We start from the raw sequence: 16,102 nt of genomic DNA, 5'->3' as shown, positions 1-16,102 counted from the left end.
AACCGCTCAGTTCTTGGAACTCGCTGAGGCCGTTGCGGATATTGCTACGTTCTCGCGCCCTTCAACTATTTCGACACGCCGGGATAAAAGCGACAGAATATCCTTGCCGTCCCAGAAGGGATTGATATCGAGCGCCTTGCCGATAGGGACGATGCGGTCGATTGCGTGATTGGCAGAACCCGACCGTAGAGCGAGGAAGAGCGCCTGCGGTTGCAGTCCGAAATAGGTCAGGGTCTGTTCCTGCGGACGAAGAAACGCGGCGATATCGGAAGGCGCCCCTACTTCAATTTCCGCAAACTGGCCGAAGCGCAGCCGTGTTTCCTTCGGCAAGGGTTGGCCGATACACCAGATATCAGGCGAATAGCGGCTGAGAGGCAGGGTTCCCCCGGTCGTGCGGATTGCATCCATCAGGTCGAGAAACTTGTCCAGTCGTGCGACGGTATCCAGATGAAAATCCTGACGATGGAGCTCTTCGTCGAGATGATGCCAGAAATCGACCTTGGCTTTTGCGATCGTGGCCGGCTCGCCGAGCCAGAAGATCAGACTTGGCGAGGAGCAGGCATTCTGGGCGACCAGATAGGTGTCGTTGAAGAAATCTCGCGCCAGTTTCGTCTTCTCTTCCGCCTGAAGCGCGCAATAGGCATTGGCGTCGATCGCGGCCGACGATGTACGGTCCGGAAAATAAAGCTCGACCGATCTGGGCTTCTTCGGCAGCGAGCGGAATTCGGCGACGGTCGCGTCGCCTCCCCAAACCGTCAGGCCATCAATCGCTGCGACGATCTCCTTGAGCCTGGCACTTCCCCGCACCGTCTGGATGAATACATTGCCAACTGCGACCGATCGGAATATTTCCGACGCTGCAACGCCGTCGAATGCCCGCAAGAAGATATCGGTCTGTGGAAACGCTTTGCTCGGCACGCGCACGATGTTCGAATTGCCGGACAGCATGCCGAAGACCAACGAGAAGGCGAAATTGACGGGAATATTTGATGGCGCGATATGGGCCACGGTACCCCATCCACTGCGATATCCTGCATCTCGATATTGCTGCGAGAGTGTCCGCAGATTTGCCTTGCGGCAGAAATAGGCGAAGGTAACTAGGTCCGGATAATGCCGGGCATCGTTGTCCTTCATCAGACGGCGGGAAAGCTCATGCAGAAAATTGACAACCAGCTCATCGAAGAATGGGTAGCGTGACGAAAGATCGAATTGCTTCAGCCAGTCGCCCGCTTCGAACCTGTCGTCACGAATTATAGGCATCGCTGCATCCTCGAATTTCCGCCTTCTGCAGCCGGCCCTTGATTTTTACAATCGTGTTTCGATTGCCACAGGAACAGGATGCGCCGTCGAGCGTGAAGCCGACATCTTCGGTCAGCAACGAGTGACCCGGATAGCTCTTCTGAATGGAAGAAAAGACCTGGATCAGGCCTTCCCGCCCGTGTGGGAGCGCATCGAGCGACGAAGTATCGCGAATGATAGCGTCCGAGCCGGGTGCGGCATGCATATTGCCGTGTTCGCACTCCATGAAGATCGTACCCGTTTGCTCGACCATGCCGTAATAATTCCGTATGTCGGTACAGCCCGTCCATTCGCGGACCTCGTCTTTGAACATCGCATCCGAGATTTTCTGATCGGCGAGTTTCTTCCATCCGCCGCCATGCAGCAGGAAACCGTTTGACAGATCGAGCCGCACGTTCTGGCGGCGCAGCATCTGAACAAAGTTCAGCCAGACGATAGAGGTGAAACCGAAGATGAAGATGCGGTTGTCGCGATTGCTTTCGACGAAGGCCTGCACGCGATCGATGTCGACGGAAAGTTCGTCGTCGAGCGCGAAGTCGCGCCCTCTTGAGAACATGCTGAAGCCGTTGATCGCTGCCGTGCGCGCGGAAAATTTCCGACGGTCGGCAACAGTGTTCTCCGCATCGATGACAAGCATCGGGAAGCGGCTTTTCGAGAAGGCGATCGAAAAAACCTCGACGAGCTTACGCGATTGCGCGTGTGACGTTTCCTTGTCGAGATAGATCCTGGAAACCTGTCCGGTCGTGCCGGAGGAGGTCATGATTTTGACGACCTGACTATCGGGTACGCTTTTCAGGATGAAATTCTTGAAAGCACGGACTGGCAGATAGGGCGTTTCGGCGAGCGAAGTCGCCGTGCGGTCGCCGAACATGGTGCGCACATATTGGCTGTAAAGATCGCAATAAGCCTTGTGGTGCTCGGTCAACAAATTGATTTCGTTCAGGAACACAACAGGATTATTGGCGCGTTGGTCGTCCGTGGTCATCGTGTTTCAGCCTCTTTGTCCCATGCTGCCGTGGCCATGCCACAAGGCGGAAACCGGGCCTTGATTGTCTCCGCAGACTAGATGGTTTAGCTTTCTCGTGGCTTGCGCGCGGGGTGCGCGGCCGTGAGGAAGAGGGCAAAAGACTCGCACAAGGTTGAGTTGGAAAAATCGGCGGCGAGATGGTTTGAGATGGGCCGTTTCCGCACAGAAACCGCTTCCGAAAGATGCAGCCCGCCGATGATCTCACGCGCTTCGAGTGGTCGCCGTATCGTCCTCAATGAGGCGCCCGTGGAAAATGCCGCAGCTAGCCGCTCTTCGACAACAAGCGCGTTAAGCCGGCGACGATTGCAGGAAATCAGGGCATTTGAACCTGCTGGTCCTCCCGCCCATCGACAGTCGCCAAATATCGATTTGAATCTCTTGCTGTGGAATTGCGAGCGCCGAAACCTGCAGCCGCGCCGGCATCCTGCCGCTTCTACGCTCACGGGCAAGACAACTGCAAAAAGGACGTAGCAATGCCCCGTGTATCGATCTGCATCCCCGCCTACAAGCCGGATTTCTTCGAGCAAGCCTTGAAGAGTGCCATCGGGCAAAGCTATGGCGATAGGGAGATTATCGTTTCAGACGATTGTCCAACGGATGCAATCGCAAATATCTGCGAGCGATACCAGCAACATCTCTCTTATAGTCGCAATCCTAAGCCGAGCGAGTTTTCCAATGTCATCCGGCTGGCCAATCTTGCGAACGGCGAATACATCAAGTTTCTGTTCGACGATGACATTCTCAACCCATTCTGCGTTCAGTTCCTGTTGGAGACACTGGAGGGGAGCCGTCATCTCGGAACGAGGCTCGCCTTCTCGCCGCGTTATCTGATCAATGAGGCAAACCGCATCACGTCGCTGGTCAATCACTTCGGCATTGCCGACGAGACAAAGGTCATCGACGGCGGCGCCTTCATCCGTGTGACGGCTGTCAATCACATGAACCTGATCGGCGAGTTCTCCAGCGTGATGTTCCGAAAGGAAGATTGCTTCGACGAGAACGGTGAATTCCGCCTGTTTCGGGTCGATGAGGACGGGATCTTCCGCGGCATCCTTGATCTATCGGCATGGATCGATCTCGCCAAACGCGGCCCGATCATCGGACATCCGCATCCGCTTTCCTATTTCCGCCAGCATGCCAATTCGACTTCCAATCACGAGATAAATCCCCTCTTCATAAACGGTATTCTTTACTATGAGGAAGTGATGAAAATGGCCTTCGAAAAGGGCTATATGTCGAGAGAGGACCTGCCGATCTCAATGCGCCGGCTGCTCGACCATTACGGCTACTGGCAGAACGCTTATCCGCAGTTGAGGGCTCGGATCGTCGAAGTGCAGGCCATGCTGGCGAGGCTCTGATCATTGCCGACAGGCTAATACATATTCGCCTGGAAGTGTGCAGCGGTATCCGGGATACCGGCATGCATAAAATAAGCAGCTAAAGCGGAGGCGGCTCTGCTGCCTTTGATTCTACAGGAAACGCTCGGATAGCGTAACGTAGTCCGGCTTTCCGGCGGAGGTGAGCGGCAAGTTTTCGGAGACAACAACCCTTGCAACAGACGGGTGGAAGTTGAAGTTGTCTTTCAACGCCGTCTGCGCACGCTCGGCGTCCGGCTCTCTGGTGCAGACAATCAGCCGGTTTTCGGCACCGATGACGAGGCAATCGAGCCCGCTGGACTTCAGCACTGACTCCGCATGATCGAGATTGACTGAAATTCCATGCAGTTTGATGAAGCGTTTCTTGCGGCCGACGATCGTGATGAACCCGTCCTCATCGATTTTGGCATAGTCTCCGGTATAAAGTTTGCCCTGGAATTCGTCGCCCTTTTCAAGGTCTTGAGCGGAGCTCGCATACCCCATCGACACGTTGGGGCCAACATACAGAAGCTCACCTTCGCCGATCGGCTCGCCAGTTTCCGCGATCAAAGCTCGGCCGGCGGGCAGTGGAATTCCGACGCTTCCAAGCTTCTCCATCGCCTGGTCAGGAGGAACGTAGGAAATGCGCGGGGCAGCCTCGGTCTGGCCATACATGGTGAAATAACGCACGTCATGGTCGGCGAAATACTGCCAGAAATGGCGGGTCAGTTCCGGTGCCAGGCGCCCGCCGGCCTGGGTCACGCAGACGAGATTGCCAAGACAGGCCTCGCTCAGGCGAATGCGCCGCAATGTTTCGAACGTGAAGGGCACCCCAGCAAGATCGGTAACCCTCTCCTCTTCGATCATTTGCCAAATGCTCCTGTCGAGGATGGACTTATCAGTCAACACCATGCAGGCGCGCGCGAATATCGTGTTGTGGAGAACGGAAAGCCCGTAGGAGTAATGAAATGGCAGAAGGCTGACCGTAATGCGTTCTCCGGTCATGCCGAGATATTCGACGATCGAACGCGTGCAGGCATCGATATTGTTGGAAGTTAGCCGCACGCATTTGGGGTCGCCTGTCGAACCCGAGGTGGGAATGAGCAAGGCAAGATCTTGATGCAGCGGTGTGTTGACGACCGACGATCGCTCGAACAGAGCCCTTGTGCCCAATCGCCCATTTGGCGCGTAGTCTTCCAGCGTCATCTCTGCGGGGGCGACGATGTAACGAGGGGTATAGGCTCCAATGGTGCGTTCCAGCGAGTGACGGGTCAATTCACCGTCGACCAGCATGGGCACGAGGCCTTTCCGCAAGGCTCCCAGATAGGCCGCAACGGTTTCGGGCGACCGATCGCAGAGAATGAGTACGATCGCCCTGTCGGCCTCTGCGAAGAGCGCATCTCCAAGTCCGAAAACGTCGTTGTAGCTGTAGCGGCGTCCGTCGGCGATCAGGAACGTCCTGTCATCGGCGCCATCCGAGAGACCTTGCCAGAACATTCAGAACGACACGCCGTATTTCTCGAGCGTCTTCAGACCGGTCTTGTAGGAACCGAAATCGACCACATCGTCCATATCAAGCATGATGTCGAACGTATCCTCAAGAGATGCGATAAGCGCCATGTGGCCAACCGAGTCCCAAGCGCGGATGCTCTGATACTGGAGGCCGTCGCTCAAATCCTCGGTGCCAATGCCGAAAGTTTCGATGAAAGCGGCATCGTATTTTTCTTTGTTGCTCATGTCTTGCTCCTACTTGAACACTTTTTTATCTTCGTTCCTGCGAACGACGCGTGCGGGATTGCCCAGCGCAATGACTTCATCCGGAATGTCGGTGTGCACAACCGAGCCCATGCCGACAATCGAAGAGTGTCCGATCTGCACGCGTTCCTTGACGAGTGCGCCCATGCCTAGATAACTCAGCGTCCCGACTTGCGTGCCGCCGCCCAGATTGACCATGGATGAGACGACGCAGTTTTCTTCTACCACAACATCGTGGCCAAGGATCGAAGCCGTATTGACGGCAACGTTTCGGCCGATCTTTGCCGTCGCCTGAATGGAGACATGCGGCGCGACGATCACGCCGTCGGCAATCTCCGCATACTCGGAAATGAAGGAATGGGGTGAGAAGATCGAGTGAAGCACGAGGCCCAACACTTCCGCCTTCTCGAGGAGAGCTTTCCGGGCAAAAGGTTCACCGACTGCGATCGTCACCTTGGCGCCGGGAACGTGATTGCCCACGGCGACGACAGGAAACCCGAGCACTTCCGTCGCCGTCGGATGATCGACGATGAACGCACAATGGTGAGGATTCAGCAGGCCTCGACGGATTGCCGATTGCAGTATGTCCATGGTTTCAATGCCGAGGCCCCCTGCCCCGTAGATGTACCAATGATCCAGACTCATGCTTCGATTGCCTGTTGCAGTAACTTTTCCTGCACGAAACCGGCGATACCCTCGCCATCCAAGCGCGCAGCCTTCAGCATGAAGGCATAGTCGCCAGCTTCGACGAACCGATCCGGAATGCCGTGCGTGACGATGCGCGGAAACGGCATTCCTAAGGCATTGTAGTGATCAAGAATTGCGCTGCCGAGACCGCCGACCGTTGTGTGCTCCTCGAGGACGAAAACCGTGCTGGCATGGCGGGCGACGTCAGCCAGTGCGACCGCATCCAGCGGCTTGATCGTATGCATGTTGAGGACGCCGACATCCAGACCGGCTTCTTTCAGCTTTTCAGCGGCCAGAAGGCAATGCCCGACCGTGGTGCCGCTCGAGATCAGCATCACCTCCCGTGGTGGCGTCAGCCAGACGGCCTTGCCGATTTCGAACGTGTAGTCTTCCGTATAGACGACCGGCGCATTGGGCGTGCCGGTCAGGCGGATATAGACCGGTTGGTCGAAGCCGACGCAAGCCTCCAACGTCTTGTAAATTTCCGAGCAGTCGGCAGGCGATATGATCGTCAGGCCCGGCACAGTGCGCATGACCGCGACATCCTCCAGGCCGAAATGGGAGTTGCCGAGATAAGCCATCGCCAGACCGCTGCCAAGTGCAACGAGCTTCACCGGCTCGCCCATATAACCCATGTTCATGCGTACCTGTTCGCTTGCCCGCATTGAAGCAAAGGGCGCAAAAGTCGAGGCGAACACATCGAACCCCATGCGAGCGAGACCGGCAGCGCAGCCCACCATGTTCTGCTCGGCAATGCCGGTATTCAGGAACTGGTCCGGATATTCCTTGGAGAAGCGGTCAAGACCGGAAGACCGGCCGAGATCGGCGCTCATGGCGATAATGTTCTCGTTTTCGGTCGCAAGCGCTGCCAGCGCCTGGCCATAAACGGCCCGCGGCCCGAGGCGTGACCATGTGCGTGCATTGCGGCTCAACAGCTCAACCACGGAATTTTCCTTCCGTTTCCAGCTCCGGCCCGGTGCTCTCGCCGAGCGCCTTCAGGCACTCTTCATAGATGGTTCCCGTGATGCGATTGTGATGCCACTCGTTGTTGTTCTCCATGAATGGAAATCCCCTGCCCTTCACGGTACGCGCGACGATGGCGGTCGGCATATCCGCGACCTGCTTTGCCTGCTGGAGGGCCGACAGGATCTGCGGGTGATCGTGGCCATCGACATCGATGACGTTCCAGCCGAAAGCTCTCCAGATGTTCGTCAATGCAATTCTATTGGTATAGGTGACATTCGGCCCGTCGTTGCGGAACCCGTTCTCATCAATGATCGCGGTGAGGTTGCCGACGCCCATTTCCGAGGCGGAAGCGGCGCTCTCCCAGACGGATCCTTCATTGCACTCGCCGTCGCCGAGAAGCACATAAACACGACGGTCTTGTTTGCGCTTGCGCATGCCAAGAGCGACGCCCATGCCATAGGCAAGACCCTGGCCCAAGCTGCCGTTGGAGCTTTCGATGCCGAGCGCGACATTCTTTACCGGGTGAGCGATCAAATCGCTGCCGTTCGTCTGAAAGGTCGCAAGCTTTTCGGCATCGAAGTATCCGAAGTGATGCAGCACCGCGAGATAGCCGAGCACTGCATGGCCCTTGCTAAGAATGAAGATGTCGCGGCCGTCCCATTGAGGTTGATGGGGGCGATGCGTAAGCACGTCGCTGAAGAGCGTATTCAGCAATTCTACCATGCTCAGGCTGCCGCCGATATGCGCGGACTGTCCGCACCGAAACGCGGTGTCGACGATTATACGACGAATCCGCGCGCAGGACTCCTCGAAGCTTGTATTGATCATCGGGCTAGTTTGCATCTTTCGGAAGCGGTTTTAGATCGGAATGGTCCATCTCAAACCACCCCATTGCAGATCCTTCCAATTGAAGCTTGTGCGGGTCTGTTGTCGCTCGATTGCGAGCAGCGAAATGCTGACCTGGCTCGCGTCGGATTATGGCCTGGGGCAGCGGACAGCCATCTGCTCGCTCAGGTGGTGCGTTTGATCCGGCTATACAATGGCCTGCCGGGTCGCCAAGAAATGGCTGGTTCGCCGATAGGCGATCGTTATGGTGCAGTTCTCAGTCATGCCGCGACAGGAAGCGGGAAACGGTCGCCAGGCAAAGCTGCTTTTCCTCGACATGCGGCATGTGGCTGGAGTTTTCGAAGAGCACCCATTCGCAGCCGGGGACGCGTTCGAGATAGGGCCTGACGACGAGGGGCGTCGCCTCGTCATATTTGCCCGAGATCAGCAGCGTCGGTGCTTCGATGCGGTCGAGCCTGTCTTCGATCGTCCAATCCTTCATCGTTCCGATGACGTGGAATTCGGTCGGGCCGTTCATGTTGCGATAGACGGTGTTGTCTTCGTCCATGATGGCGAAGGTCCGCGCCACTTCAGGCGGCCATGGCGCCACGCGGCAGACATGGCGATCATAGAAGATGCGGGAGGCGGCGATATAGTCCGGATCGGCAAGGCTTCCTGCCCGTTCGTGCTTCAGCAGCGTGCCCTGGACTTCTTCCGGCAGTTCCTGCCGCAGCCGGTTGGCCTCGGCAACCCAGGTGTGCATGTTGGCCGGCGAGTTGGCGATGACAAGCGCCTTCAGACCCTGCGGCCGGCGTACCGCATGTTCGGCGCCGAGCATGCCGCCCCAGGACTGGCCCAGGAAGGCGTAACGATGTTGGATGCCGAGATGGGCAAGCAGCGCGTCGAGCTCTTCGAGGAAGAGGCCGACCGTCCAGAAATCCGGCCCTTTGTCCGGAAGGCGGGTGGAATTGCCGTTGCCGAGCTGGTCGTAATGGATGACCGGCCGGCCGTCGAGGGCGCTGATTTCCTTGAAGGAATCGACGTAGTCATGCGTGCAGCCGGGCCCTCCGTGGGCGACGACGAGCGGCAGCTTGTCACTCTGGAGAGAACCGGTGATGCGATACCAGGTGCGGTAGTCGCGAAAGGGCAGATAGGCTTCACTTGTTGCGACTTCGGCCACCGGCATCTCCAATCCTCGAAAGTTTGGAAACCATAACGTGGCGTCAGCGGCGAAGGCAGCTATCACAAGTTATAGGGTGGCAATGATCGGCCACGCTCGTCGAGCAGACGGTAATGGGTGGCGCGTACGACGGCCTGCGTACGATTGCGGGCGCCGAGTTTTTTGGCCGCGGCGTTGAGATGCATGACCACGGTCGGGACGGAACGGCCGATGATGCGCGAGATTTCCTTGGCGGAATAGCCTTCCGCCGAATGGCGCAGGCATTCGCGCTCCCGCTCGGTCAGGCGGATGCTGCCGACGCTTCGAGCCTTGGTGTCGAAAAGCGAATAGGCGGTCTCATGGAAGACGTGGGCAAGCAGGTTGAAGTCAGCGATAGCGCGCAACGCATGCCGTTCGAAATCGCGGTCGCCGCGGAAACGGATGCCGGTGACCGTCGCATAATCGCCTCCCGGCATATGGACCGGCACGGTGACACCGGTCGACATGTCGCGTTCGCGCAGATAGCGCGTCACCGGTGCGGTGTCGTCGCTCATGAAGCGGTTGATCAGCGTGTCGGCATTCGTGTCGTAATTCCAGAAGAACGGCGCGCTGCTGCGCAGCGCCACCTGCTGGACCGGGTCGATGCGGAAATAACCGCGATCGAACCAGTAGTCGTGCATGTCGTCGGCGATGTTCCGGAGCTTCAGCAGCGACGGGAACATGATCGCGCCGTCGAGATCGTAGGGCACCGGCGTATAATCGTAGATCAGCGCCTCGAAGCCCAGCTGCTTCATCGCCTCGAAGGCCTGGTCGATCCGCCCGTCCAGCGTTTCATGCGCTGTAAACTGCCGTCTGATCGTTCCGATATCATCAAGCATGAGCAGTTCCCCGGTTCGGTGTGCGCCCCACCCTATCACTTCTTATAGCTGGCATAGAACGCGATTTCCGGTAAAAAATTAACCATGCCCAAATATTGAGCAAGGGAAATTTCTGCTGGAGCAATCAATGTGGCGTGAAATACAGCCGGACGCGCGATTTGAGATCGATGTCGGTGGCTATCGCGTCGTCGCCTATAGCTTCGGAACCGGCAACGAGACGGTGTTCTGTCTGAACGGCGGTCCGGGTCTGCCCTGTGATTACCTGCGCGAGGCCCACTCCTGTCTGATCGACAAGGGCTACCGCGTCGTCGCCTTCGACCAGCTCGGCACCGGCGCCTCCGACCGGCCGGACGATCTGTCGCTCTGGACGATCGGCCGCTATGTCGAGGAAACCGAGACGGTGCGCAAGGCGCTCGGGCTCGGAAAGGTCCACATGCTCGGCCATTCCTGGGGCGGGTGGCTGGCGATCGACTATGCGCTGACCTATCCCGAAAACCTCAAGACGCTGATCCTCGAGGATACCGTCGCCGACATGCCGCATCTAATCTCGGAATTGGAACGATTGCGCGCAGCGCTCGGACCCGAAACAGTGTCGATGATGCAGAAGCACGAGGCGCAGGGCACGTACGATCATCCGGAATATCTCGCCGCCATCACTATCCTTAACTACCGCCATGTCTGCCGCCTCGCCGAATGGCCGGCGCCGATACGCCGATCGCTCGACGACTGGAACATGGCGCCTTATGCGACGATGCAGGGCCCGAACGAGTTTCTTTACATCGGCAACCTCAAGGATTGGAACCGCATCCCGGATCTGCCGCGGCTGACGCTGCCCGTGCTGATCACCACGGGAGAGCATGATGAGTTGACGCCGGCCTGCGCGCTGAGGATGAAGCTGGCGCTGCCAAATGCCGAGCTCCGGGTGTTCGCCAATGCCAGCCACATGCCCTTCTACGAGAACCCAGGGGACTATTATCCGGCGCTTCTCGATTTCCTCGACCGGCACAAGGCAGCCTGATGCAAATGAAAGCGGCTCAAACCGGACGAAGACAGAGGGGCGAGCGCCGTCATGCATCGCTATAAATTCGTTCTGACCCGACCGCTGCAGTTCCTGCCGGTCATTTTCGGCATCAGCGTCATCACCTTCATTCTGGTTCGGCTGATCCCTGGCGATCCCGCACGCAATATCCTCGGCACGCGGGCGACGCCTGAGGCACTTGCCAATATCCGTGCCCAATACGGCCTCGACCAGCCGATGTGGCTGCAATATGTCTATTTTCTCAAGAACCTTGCCAATGGCGAGATGGGCAAATCGATCCTCTACAAGATCGACGTGCTAAAACTGATCGCGACCCGCATCGAGCCGACGCTCGCGCTCGTGGCCGCCAGCGTCATCCTGTCGGTGCTGATCGCGGTACCGATGGCGGCAATCGCCGCGCGCAATGCCGGTCGTGCGCCGGACCATGTGGTGCGCATCGTCTCGACCTTCGGCATCGGCTTTCCACCCTTCTGGCTGGGGCTGATGCTGATCATCCTGTTCAGCGTCGAGCTCGGCCTGCTGCCGGTTTCGGGCTACGGCGTGGCCATCGGCGACAAACTTGCGCATCTTGTGCTGCCGAGCCTGACGGTCGCGCTGTCGCTCTCGACCGTGCTGACGCGCAGCCTGCGGGCGGCAATGATTGAGGCGCTGAAATCGGATGTCGCGACGGCGGCGCGCGCCCGCGGCATGCCCGAAGGCATCGTCTTCTGGCGGCACGTGCTGCCGAATTCGCTGGTGCCGACGATCAATCTGCTCGCCGTCAACATCGGCTGGCTGATCGGAGGCACGGTTGTGGTCGAGAGCGTCTTTGCGCTGCCCGGCATGGGCCAGCTGCTGGTCAGAGCCATATTCTCGCGCGATTACATGGTGGTGCAGGGTGTCGCCATGGTCTTTGCCTGCGCCACCGTGCTCATCAACTTCGTCGCCGATATCGTCACCGTTGCCGTCGATCCGAGGGTGAAGCTATGAGCATCGAGGCGACATCACCCGCGTCCCTTGGCTCGCGCCGCCTTCGCGGCCGGCGGCCGATGCTTGCCGTCGGCGCCGGTGTGCTGCTGTTCTTCATCCTGCTGGCGCTTACGGCGCCTCTTATCGCGCCCTATGACCCGATCATGCAGAATGCCGAGGTGCGCCTGCAGGCGCCTTCGCTGCTTCACCCCTTCGGCACCGACAATTTCGGCCGTGACATCCTTTCCCGCGTCATCTGGGGTGCGCGCATCGATCTGCAGATGGCGCTGATCGGCGTCGTCTTCCCCTTCGTCATCGGCACGACGGTCGGCACGATCGCCGGCTTCTTCGGCGGGATCGTGGATGCGCTGTTCATGCGTCTGGTCGATATCATTCTTGCCTTTCCCTTTCTCGTGCTGATGCTGTCGATCATCGCCATCCTTGGCCCCGGGCTCGGCAGCTTCTACATCGCCATGGCGCTGGTTGGCTGGGTCTCCTATGCGAGACTGATCCGGGCGCAGATGCTGGTGCTGAAGGGCAGCGATTACGCCGTTGCCGCCGTCAGCCTCGGCTTCAGCCGCAGGCGCATCATGTTCCGGCACTTGCTGCCGAACGCCATTGCCGGCTCGATCGTCTTTTCGATGTCCGATGCGACGCTGGTGCTGCTGAGCGGCGCGGCCGTCAGCTATCTCGGCCTCGGCGTCCAGCCGCCGATCGCCGAATGGGGTGTCATGGTCGCGGAAGGGCAGAGCTTCATCACCACGGCTTGGTGGATCACCCTGTTTCCCGGCCTCTCCATCGTCTGCCTCGCCTTTGGCTTCAGCATGCTCGGCGATGCGCTCGGCGAATTGCTGGGAGTACACGAATGAGCGGCTCCGTACTGTCCGTCCGCGATCTCACAGTCAGGGCGCATCTCGATTCCGGTCCGCGCACGCTGCTCGATGCGGTCTCGCTCGACCTCGGCCGCGGTGAAATTCTCGGCCTCGTCGGCGAGAGCGGCTCGGGCAAGAGCCTGTTCTGCCGCTCGCTGGTGCGCCTGCTGCCCTCCTCGCTGCTGAAGATTGAGAGCGGTTCCGTGCTGCTCGAGGGGCGTGACCTGACGCGGGTCGACGATGGCGAGATGCTGAAGGTGCGTGGCGGCGAGATCGGCATGATCTTCCAGAACCCGGCCAGCCATCTCGATCCGGTCATGCGGATCGGTGACCAGATCGCCGAGGGCATCCGCTACCATCAGGGCCTCGGCGCCCGCGAGGCTCGCGCAGAAGCGGTGGAGATTCTCACGCAGGTCGGTTTTCCAGAACCCGGCCGTCAGTACGACAGCTATCCGCATGAATTTTCCGGCGGCATGCGCCAGCGGGCGATGATCGGTGTCGCCCTGTCCTGCAACCCGAAGATCCTGATCGCCGACGAGCCGACGACCGCGCTCGACGTCACCATCCAGGCACAGATCCTGCGGCTGCTGATCGACATTCGCGACCGGCGCGGCCTGTCGATCATTCTCATCACCCACGATCTCGGCATCGTCGCCCAGACCTGCGACCGCATCGCCGTGATGCGTGGCGGCAAGCTTGTCGAAGAGGGGCCGAAGCGGACGATCCTTGCGCGGCCGCAGCATCCATACACGATCAACTTGATCGACAGCCACCCCTCCATGACAGGCGAGACGGCCGCTCCGCAGGCCGAGGCTCGCCAGCCGAGCAGAGCATTGCTCGAAATCGACGATCTCCACGTCCGCTTCACAGCGGGGGGCAGTTTGCTCCCCGGCAGTGCCAAGACGATCAGCGCCGTTGCCGGCGTCAGCCTGAGGATCATGCCAGGCGAGACTATCGGCATCGTCGGTGAATCCGGCAGCGGCAAGAGTACGCTTGCTCGCGCCGTCCTCGGGCTGACGCCGCTGTCTGCCGGCCACGTCACTTTCGACGGTATCGACCTGGCGCAGCAGCGCAGCGCGGGCCTGGCAAAGCTCAGGCGCGAAACGGCGATGGTGTTCCAGGACCCCTACAATGCACTGAACCCGCGGCTGACAATCGGCCAGATGCTTGCCGAAGTACTGAAGGTTCAGGGGAAGGTCGCCGCCGCCGATATTGCGCCGCGGATCGGCGAGTTGCTCGATCTTGTCGGCCTCGAGCGCGAATTCGCCGAGCGTAAGCCGCGCAGCATGAGCGGCGGCCAGTGCCAGCGCGCCGGCATTGCCCGCGCGCTCGCCGTCGAGCCGAAGCTGATCATCGCCGACGAATGCGTGGCCGCCCTCGACGTCACCATCCAGTCGCAGATCATCGAGCTTTTCCGCCAACTCACCGCGACGATGAACCTCACGCTGATCTTCATCGCCCACGATCTCGCGATCGTGCGCAATCTCTGCGAACGCGTCGTGGTGATGTATCGCGGCGAGATCGTCGAGGAGGGCCGCACCGAGGAGGTCTTCGCGCGGCCGAAGCATGCCTACACCGCGGCGCTGATCGCCGCCATTCCCGAGATCGATCCCGACAAGCCGCTGCTGCAAGGCACCGGCCGCTGGAACGAACCGCAATCCATGTCGATCAAACGAATGTCATAACAAAGAAGGGAACGAACTGATGACAAACAGGTGGAAATCAATCGGGCTTGCCGCCATGCTCGCAGGCCTGACGCTGAGTGCGAGCTATGCCGAGGCCGCCGGTGTGCTCACAATCGGACGCCGCGAGGATTCGACGACATTCGATCCGATCAAGACGGCCCAGAACATCGACAACTGGGTGTTCTCGAATGTCTACGATGTGCTGATCCGCGTCGACAAGACAGGCACCAAGCTGGAGCCGGGCCTTGCCGAAAGCTGGACCGCCTCGGATGACGGGCTGACCTATACGCTCAAGATCCGCGACACGAAATTTTCCGACGGTTCGCCACTGACGGCGGAAGACGCGGCCTACAGCCTGCTGCGCATCCGTGACGACCCTGCCTCGCTCTGGAGCGATTCCTACAAGGTGATCGACACGGCGGTCGCAACCGACGCGCATACGCTGACGATCAAGCTCAAGAACCCGTCCGCGCCTTTCCTCTCGACGCTCGCGCTGCCCAATGCCTCGGTCATTTCCAAGAAGGGCATGGAATCGCTGGGACCCGATGCTTATGGCGAGAAGCCGATCGCATCCGGTGCCTTCGTGGTTGACGAATGGCGGCGCGGCGACCGCGTCATCCTCAAGAAAAACCCGAATTTCTGGGAAGCCGACCGCGTCAAGCTCGACGGCGTCGAGTGGATTTCGGTGCCCGACGACAATACCCGCATGCTGAACGTTCAGGCCGGCGAGCTCGACGCTGCGATTTTCGTGCCCTTCTCCCGCGTGGAAGAGCTGAAGAAGGATCCGAATCTGAATGTCGCCATCGACGCATCGACACGCGAGGACCATCTGCTGATCAATCACGCGCATGGCGCGCTCGGCAAGAAGGAAGTTCGCCAGGCCTTGGACCTTGCGATCGACAAGAAGGCGATCGTCGACACCGTCACCTTCGGCCAGGGCACCGTCGCCAATTCCTACATTCCGAAGGGTGCGCTTTATTACTACGCCGACAACCTGCAGCGGCCCTATGATCCCGCAAAGGCGAAGGAGCTGCTGGCGGCTGCCGGAGCCTCCGACCTGACGCTGAATTACGTGGTGCGTGCCGGCGACGAAGTCGATGAGCAGACGGCCGTCTTGGTCCAGCAGCAGCTACAGAAGGCCGGCATCACCGCCAATCTACAGAAGGTCGATCCCAGCCAGGAATGGGATATGCTCGTTGCCGGCGATTATGACATCTCAGTTAACTACTGGACCAACGATATTCTCGACCCGGACCAGAAGACCACCTTCGTCCTCGGCCATGATTCCAACAACAACTATTTGACCAATTACAAGAACGAGGCAGTGAAGGAACTGGTCGCCAAGGCGCGTCTCGAGCTCGATCCCGAGAAGCGCGAACAGATGTATGTAAATCTGCAGAAAATGGCCAAGGACGACGTCAACTGGATTGACCTCTATTATAGCCCTTACATCAACGTCTCGCGCAAGAATATCGAGAACTTCCACCAGAACCCGCTCGGCCGCTTCTTTCTGGAAGACACGGTCAAGAACTGAGTTCGTGCAGCATGCAAAGGCTCCGCCGCCTTTAGGGCCGCGGAGCCTCGTTCATTGCCGCGACAAGTGAATG

15 protein-coding genes and 1 pseudogene are annotated in these 16,102 nt (G+C 59.1%); 7 read left to right on the top strand and 9 right to left on the bottom strand.

Annotation, left to right across the window (positions count from 1 at the left end; genetic code table 11):
* Nucleotides 1–6 precede the first annotated feature (6 nt).
* Together ACQ7C1_RS04755 and ACQ7C1_RS04750 are read right to left on the bottom strand one after the other, a co-directional pair.
* Nucleotides 7–1,260, bottom strand: coding sequence for an acyl-CoA reductase (locus ACQ7C1_RS04755; protein ID WP_430957511.1), 1,254 nt, complete (start codon nt 1,258–1,260; stop codon nt 7–9).
* Complete coding sequence (locus ACQ7C1_RS04750; protein WP_430957510.1) at nt 1,244–2,284, bottom strand: long-chain fatty acid--CoA ligase; 1,041 nt, start codon at nt 2,282–2,284, stop codon at nt 1,244–1,246. The genes ACQ7C1_RS04755 and ACQ7C1_RS04750 overlap by 17 nt, the downstream gene beginning before the upstream one ends.
* A 515-nt stretch (nt 2,285–2,799) precedes the next feature.
* On the opposite strand from ACQ7C1_RS04750, the gene ACQ7C1_RS04745 reads away from it, so the two are divergent.
* On the top strand, nt 2,800–3,684 hold the full coding sequence (locus ACQ7C1_RS04745) for a glycosyltransferase family 2 protein (protein WP_430957509.1): 885 nt from the start codon (nt 2,800–2,802) through the stop codon (nt 3,682–3,684).
* Between the two features lie 111 nt (nt 3,685–3,795).
* Here ACQ7C1_RS04745 and ACQ7C1_RS04740 read toward each other — a convergent pair whose 3' ends face one another.
* From ACQ7C1_RS04740 to ACQ7C1_RS04720, 5 genes are read right to left on the bottom strand one after another with little or no spacing between them, the layout of a single operon-like run.
* Complete coding sequence (locus tag ACQ7C1_RS04740; protein ID WP_430957508.1) at nt 3,796–5,178, bottom strand: AMP-binding protein; 1,383 nt, start codon at nt 5,176–5,178, stop codon at nt 3,796–3,798.
* A complete protein-coding gene (locus tag ACQ7C1_RS04735; protein WP_126910946.1) occupies nt 5,179–5,418 on the bottom strand; it encodes an acyl carrier protein in 240 nt (79 codons plus the stop codon). It lies immediately after the preceding gene.
* A 9-nt stretch (nt 5,419–5,427) separates the two neighbouring features.
* Nucleotides 5,428–6,081, bottom strand: coding sequence for an acyl-ACP--UDP-N- acetylglucosamine O-acyltransferase (locus tag ACQ7C1_RS04730; RefSeq protein ID WP_430957507.1), 654 nt, complete (start codon nt 6,079–6,081; stop codon nt 5,428–5,430).
* Entirely contained in the window at nt 6,078–7,067 is a 990-nt protein-coding gene (locus ACQ7C1_RS04725) for a transketolase family protein (protein ID WP_430957506.1), read from the bottom strand. The genes ACQ7C1_RS04730 and ACQ7C1_RS04725 overlap by 4 nt, the downstream gene beginning before the upstream one ends.
* Complete coding sequence (locus tag ACQ7C1_RS04720) at nt 7,060–7,917, bottom strand: transketolase (RefSeq protein ID WP_430957505.1); 858 nt, start codon at nt 7,915–7,917, stop codon at nt 7,060–7,062. The genes ACQ7C1_RS04725 and ACQ7C1_RS04720 overlap by 8 nt, the downstream gene beginning before the upstream one ends.
* A 112-nt stretch (nt 7,918–8,029) precedes the next feature.
* Here ACQ7C1_RS04720 and ACQ7C1_RS04715 point away from each other — a divergent pair.
* Nucleotides 8,030–8,170, top strand: a pseudogene (locus ACQ7C1_RS04715) (acetamidase/formamidase family protein); the annotation flags it as partial.
* Between the two features lie 21 nt (nt 8,171–8,191).
* On the opposite strand, the gene ACQ7C1_RS04710 reads toward ACQ7C1_RS04715, so the two are convergent.
* Together ACQ7C1_RS04710 and ACQ7C1_RS04705 are read right to left on the bottom strand one after the other, a co-directional pair.
* A complete protein-coding gene (locus ACQ7C1_RS04710; protein WP_430957504.1) occupies nt 8,192–9,094 on the bottom strand; it encodes a proline iminopeptidase-family hydrolase in 903 nt (300 codons plus the stop codon).
* A gap of 62 nt (nt 9,095–9,156) precedes the next feature.
* Nucleotides 9,157–9,951, bottom strand: a complete 795-nt coding sequence (locus ACQ7C1_RS04705; protein ID WP_430957503.1) for a helix-turn-helix transcriptional regulator — start codon at nt 9,949–9,951, stop codon at nt 9,157–9,159.
* A 127-nt stretch (nt 9,952–10,078) separates the two neighbouring features.
* Here ACQ7C1_RS04705 and ACQ7C1_RS04700 point away from each other — a divergent pair, with 127 nt between their 5' ends.
* Genes ACQ7C1_RS04700 through ACQ7C1_RS04680 form a run of 5 tightly spaced genes read left to right on the top strand, consistent with a single transcriptional unit; the run spans nt 10,079 to nt 16,029 of the window.
* Entirely contained in the window at nt 10,079–10,969 is an 891-nt protein-coding gene (locus tag ACQ7C1_RS04700; protein WP_430957502.1) for a proline iminopeptidase-family hydrolase, read from the top strand.
* A 51-nt stretch (nt 10,970–11,020) separates the two neighbouring features.
* The gene (locus ACQ7C1_RS04695; RefSeq protein ID WP_183698246.1) at nt 11,021–11,959 is read left to right on the top strand and encodes an ABC transporter permease; all 939 of its coding nucleotides are present in this window, start codon (nt 11,021–11,023) and stop codon (nt 11,957–11,959) included.
* Complete coding sequence (locus ACQ7C1_RS04690; RefSeq protein ID WP_183698247.1) at nt 11,956–12,807, top strand: ABC transporter permease; 852 nt, start codon at nt 11,956–11,958, stop codon at nt 12,805–12,807. Before ACQ7C1_RS04695 ends, ACQ7C1_RS04690 begins: the two co-directional genes overlap by 4 nt.
* Entirely contained in the window at nt 12,804–14,495 is a 1,692-nt protein-coding gene (locus ACQ7C1_RS04685; RefSeq protein WP_430957501.1) for a dipeptide ABC transporter ATP-binding protein, read from the top strand. Before ACQ7C1_RS04690 ends, ACQ7C1_RS04685 begins: the two co-directional genes overlap by 4 nt.
* Before the next feature lie 19 nt (nt 14,496–14,514).
* Nucleotides 14,515–16,029, top strand: coding sequence for an ABC transporter substrate-binding protein (locus tag ACQ7C1_RS04680; RefSeq protein ID WP_430957500.1), 1,515 nt, complete (start codon nt 14,515–14,517; stop codon nt 16,027–16,029).
* The last annotated feature ends 73 nt before the right edge of the window (nt 16,030–16,102 follow it).

The sequence above is a fragment of the Rhizobium sp. Nf11,1 genome, assembly GCF_050587665.1.
Taxonomy (GTDB): domain Bacteria; phylum Pseudomonadota; class Alphaproteobacteria; order Rhizobiales; family Rhizobiaceae; genus Rhizobium.
Note: the sequence above shows the minus strand (reverse complement) of the source record. Positions and strands in the feature narration are given on the sequence as shown.

Bases quoted from the DNA above. Each gene is read 5' to 3' on its own strand.
- ACQ7C1_RS04755 (WP_430957511.1), bottom strand. From the start codon at position 1,260: ATGCCTATAATTCGTGACGACAGGTTCGAAGCGGGCGACTGGCTGAAG.
- ACQ7C1_RS04695 (WP_183698246.1), top strand. From the start codon at position 11,021: ATGCATCGCTATAAATTCGTTCTGACCCGACCGCTGCAGTTCCTGCCG.
- ACQ7C1_RS04740 (WP_430957508.1), bottom strand. From the start codon at position 5,178: ATGTTCTGGCAAGGTCTCTCGGATGGCGCCGATGACAGGACGTTCCTG.
- ACQ7C1_RS04705 (WP_430957503.1), bottom strand. From the start codon at position 9,951: ATGCTTGATGATATCGGAACGATCAGACGGCAGTTTACAGCGCATGAA.
- ACQ7C1_RS04720 (WP_430957505.1), bottom strand. From the start codon at position 7,917: ATGATCAATACAAGCTTCGAGGAGTCCTGCGCGCGGATTCGTCGTATA.
- ACQ7C1_RS04680 (WP_430957500.1), top strand. From the start codon at position 14,515: ATGACAAACAGGTGGAAATCAATCGGGCTTGCCGCCATGCTCGCAGGC.
- ACQ7C1_RS04700 (WP_430957502.1), top strand. From the start codon at position 10,079: ATGTGGCGTGAAATACAGCCGGACGCGCGATTTGAGATCGATGTCGGT.
- ACQ7C1_RS04745 (WP_430957509.1), top strand. From the start codon at position 2,800: ATGCCCCGTGTATCGATCTGCATCCCCGCCTACAAGCCGGATTTCTTC.
- ACQ7C1_RS04750 (WP_430957510.1), bottom strand. From the start codon at position 2,284: ATGACCACGGACGACCAACGCGCCAATAATCCTGTTGTGTTCCTGAAC.
- ACQ7C1_RS04685 (WP_430957501.1), top strand. From the start codon at position 12,804: ATGAGCGGCTCCGTACTGTCCGTCCGCGATCTCACAGTCAGGGCGCAT.
- ACQ7C1_RS04690 (WP_183698247.1), top strand. From the start codon at position 11,956: ATGAGCATCGAGGCGACATCACCCGCGTCCCTTGGCTCGCGCCGCCTT.
- ACQ7C1_RS04730 (WP_430957507.1), bottom strand. From the start codon at position 6,081: ATGAGTCTGGATCATTGGTACATCTACGGGGCAGGGGGCCTCGGCATT.
- ACQ7C1_RS04735 (WP_126910946.1), bottom strand. From the start codon at position 5,418: ATGAGCAACAAAGAAAAATACGATGCCGCTTTCATCGAAACTTTCGGC.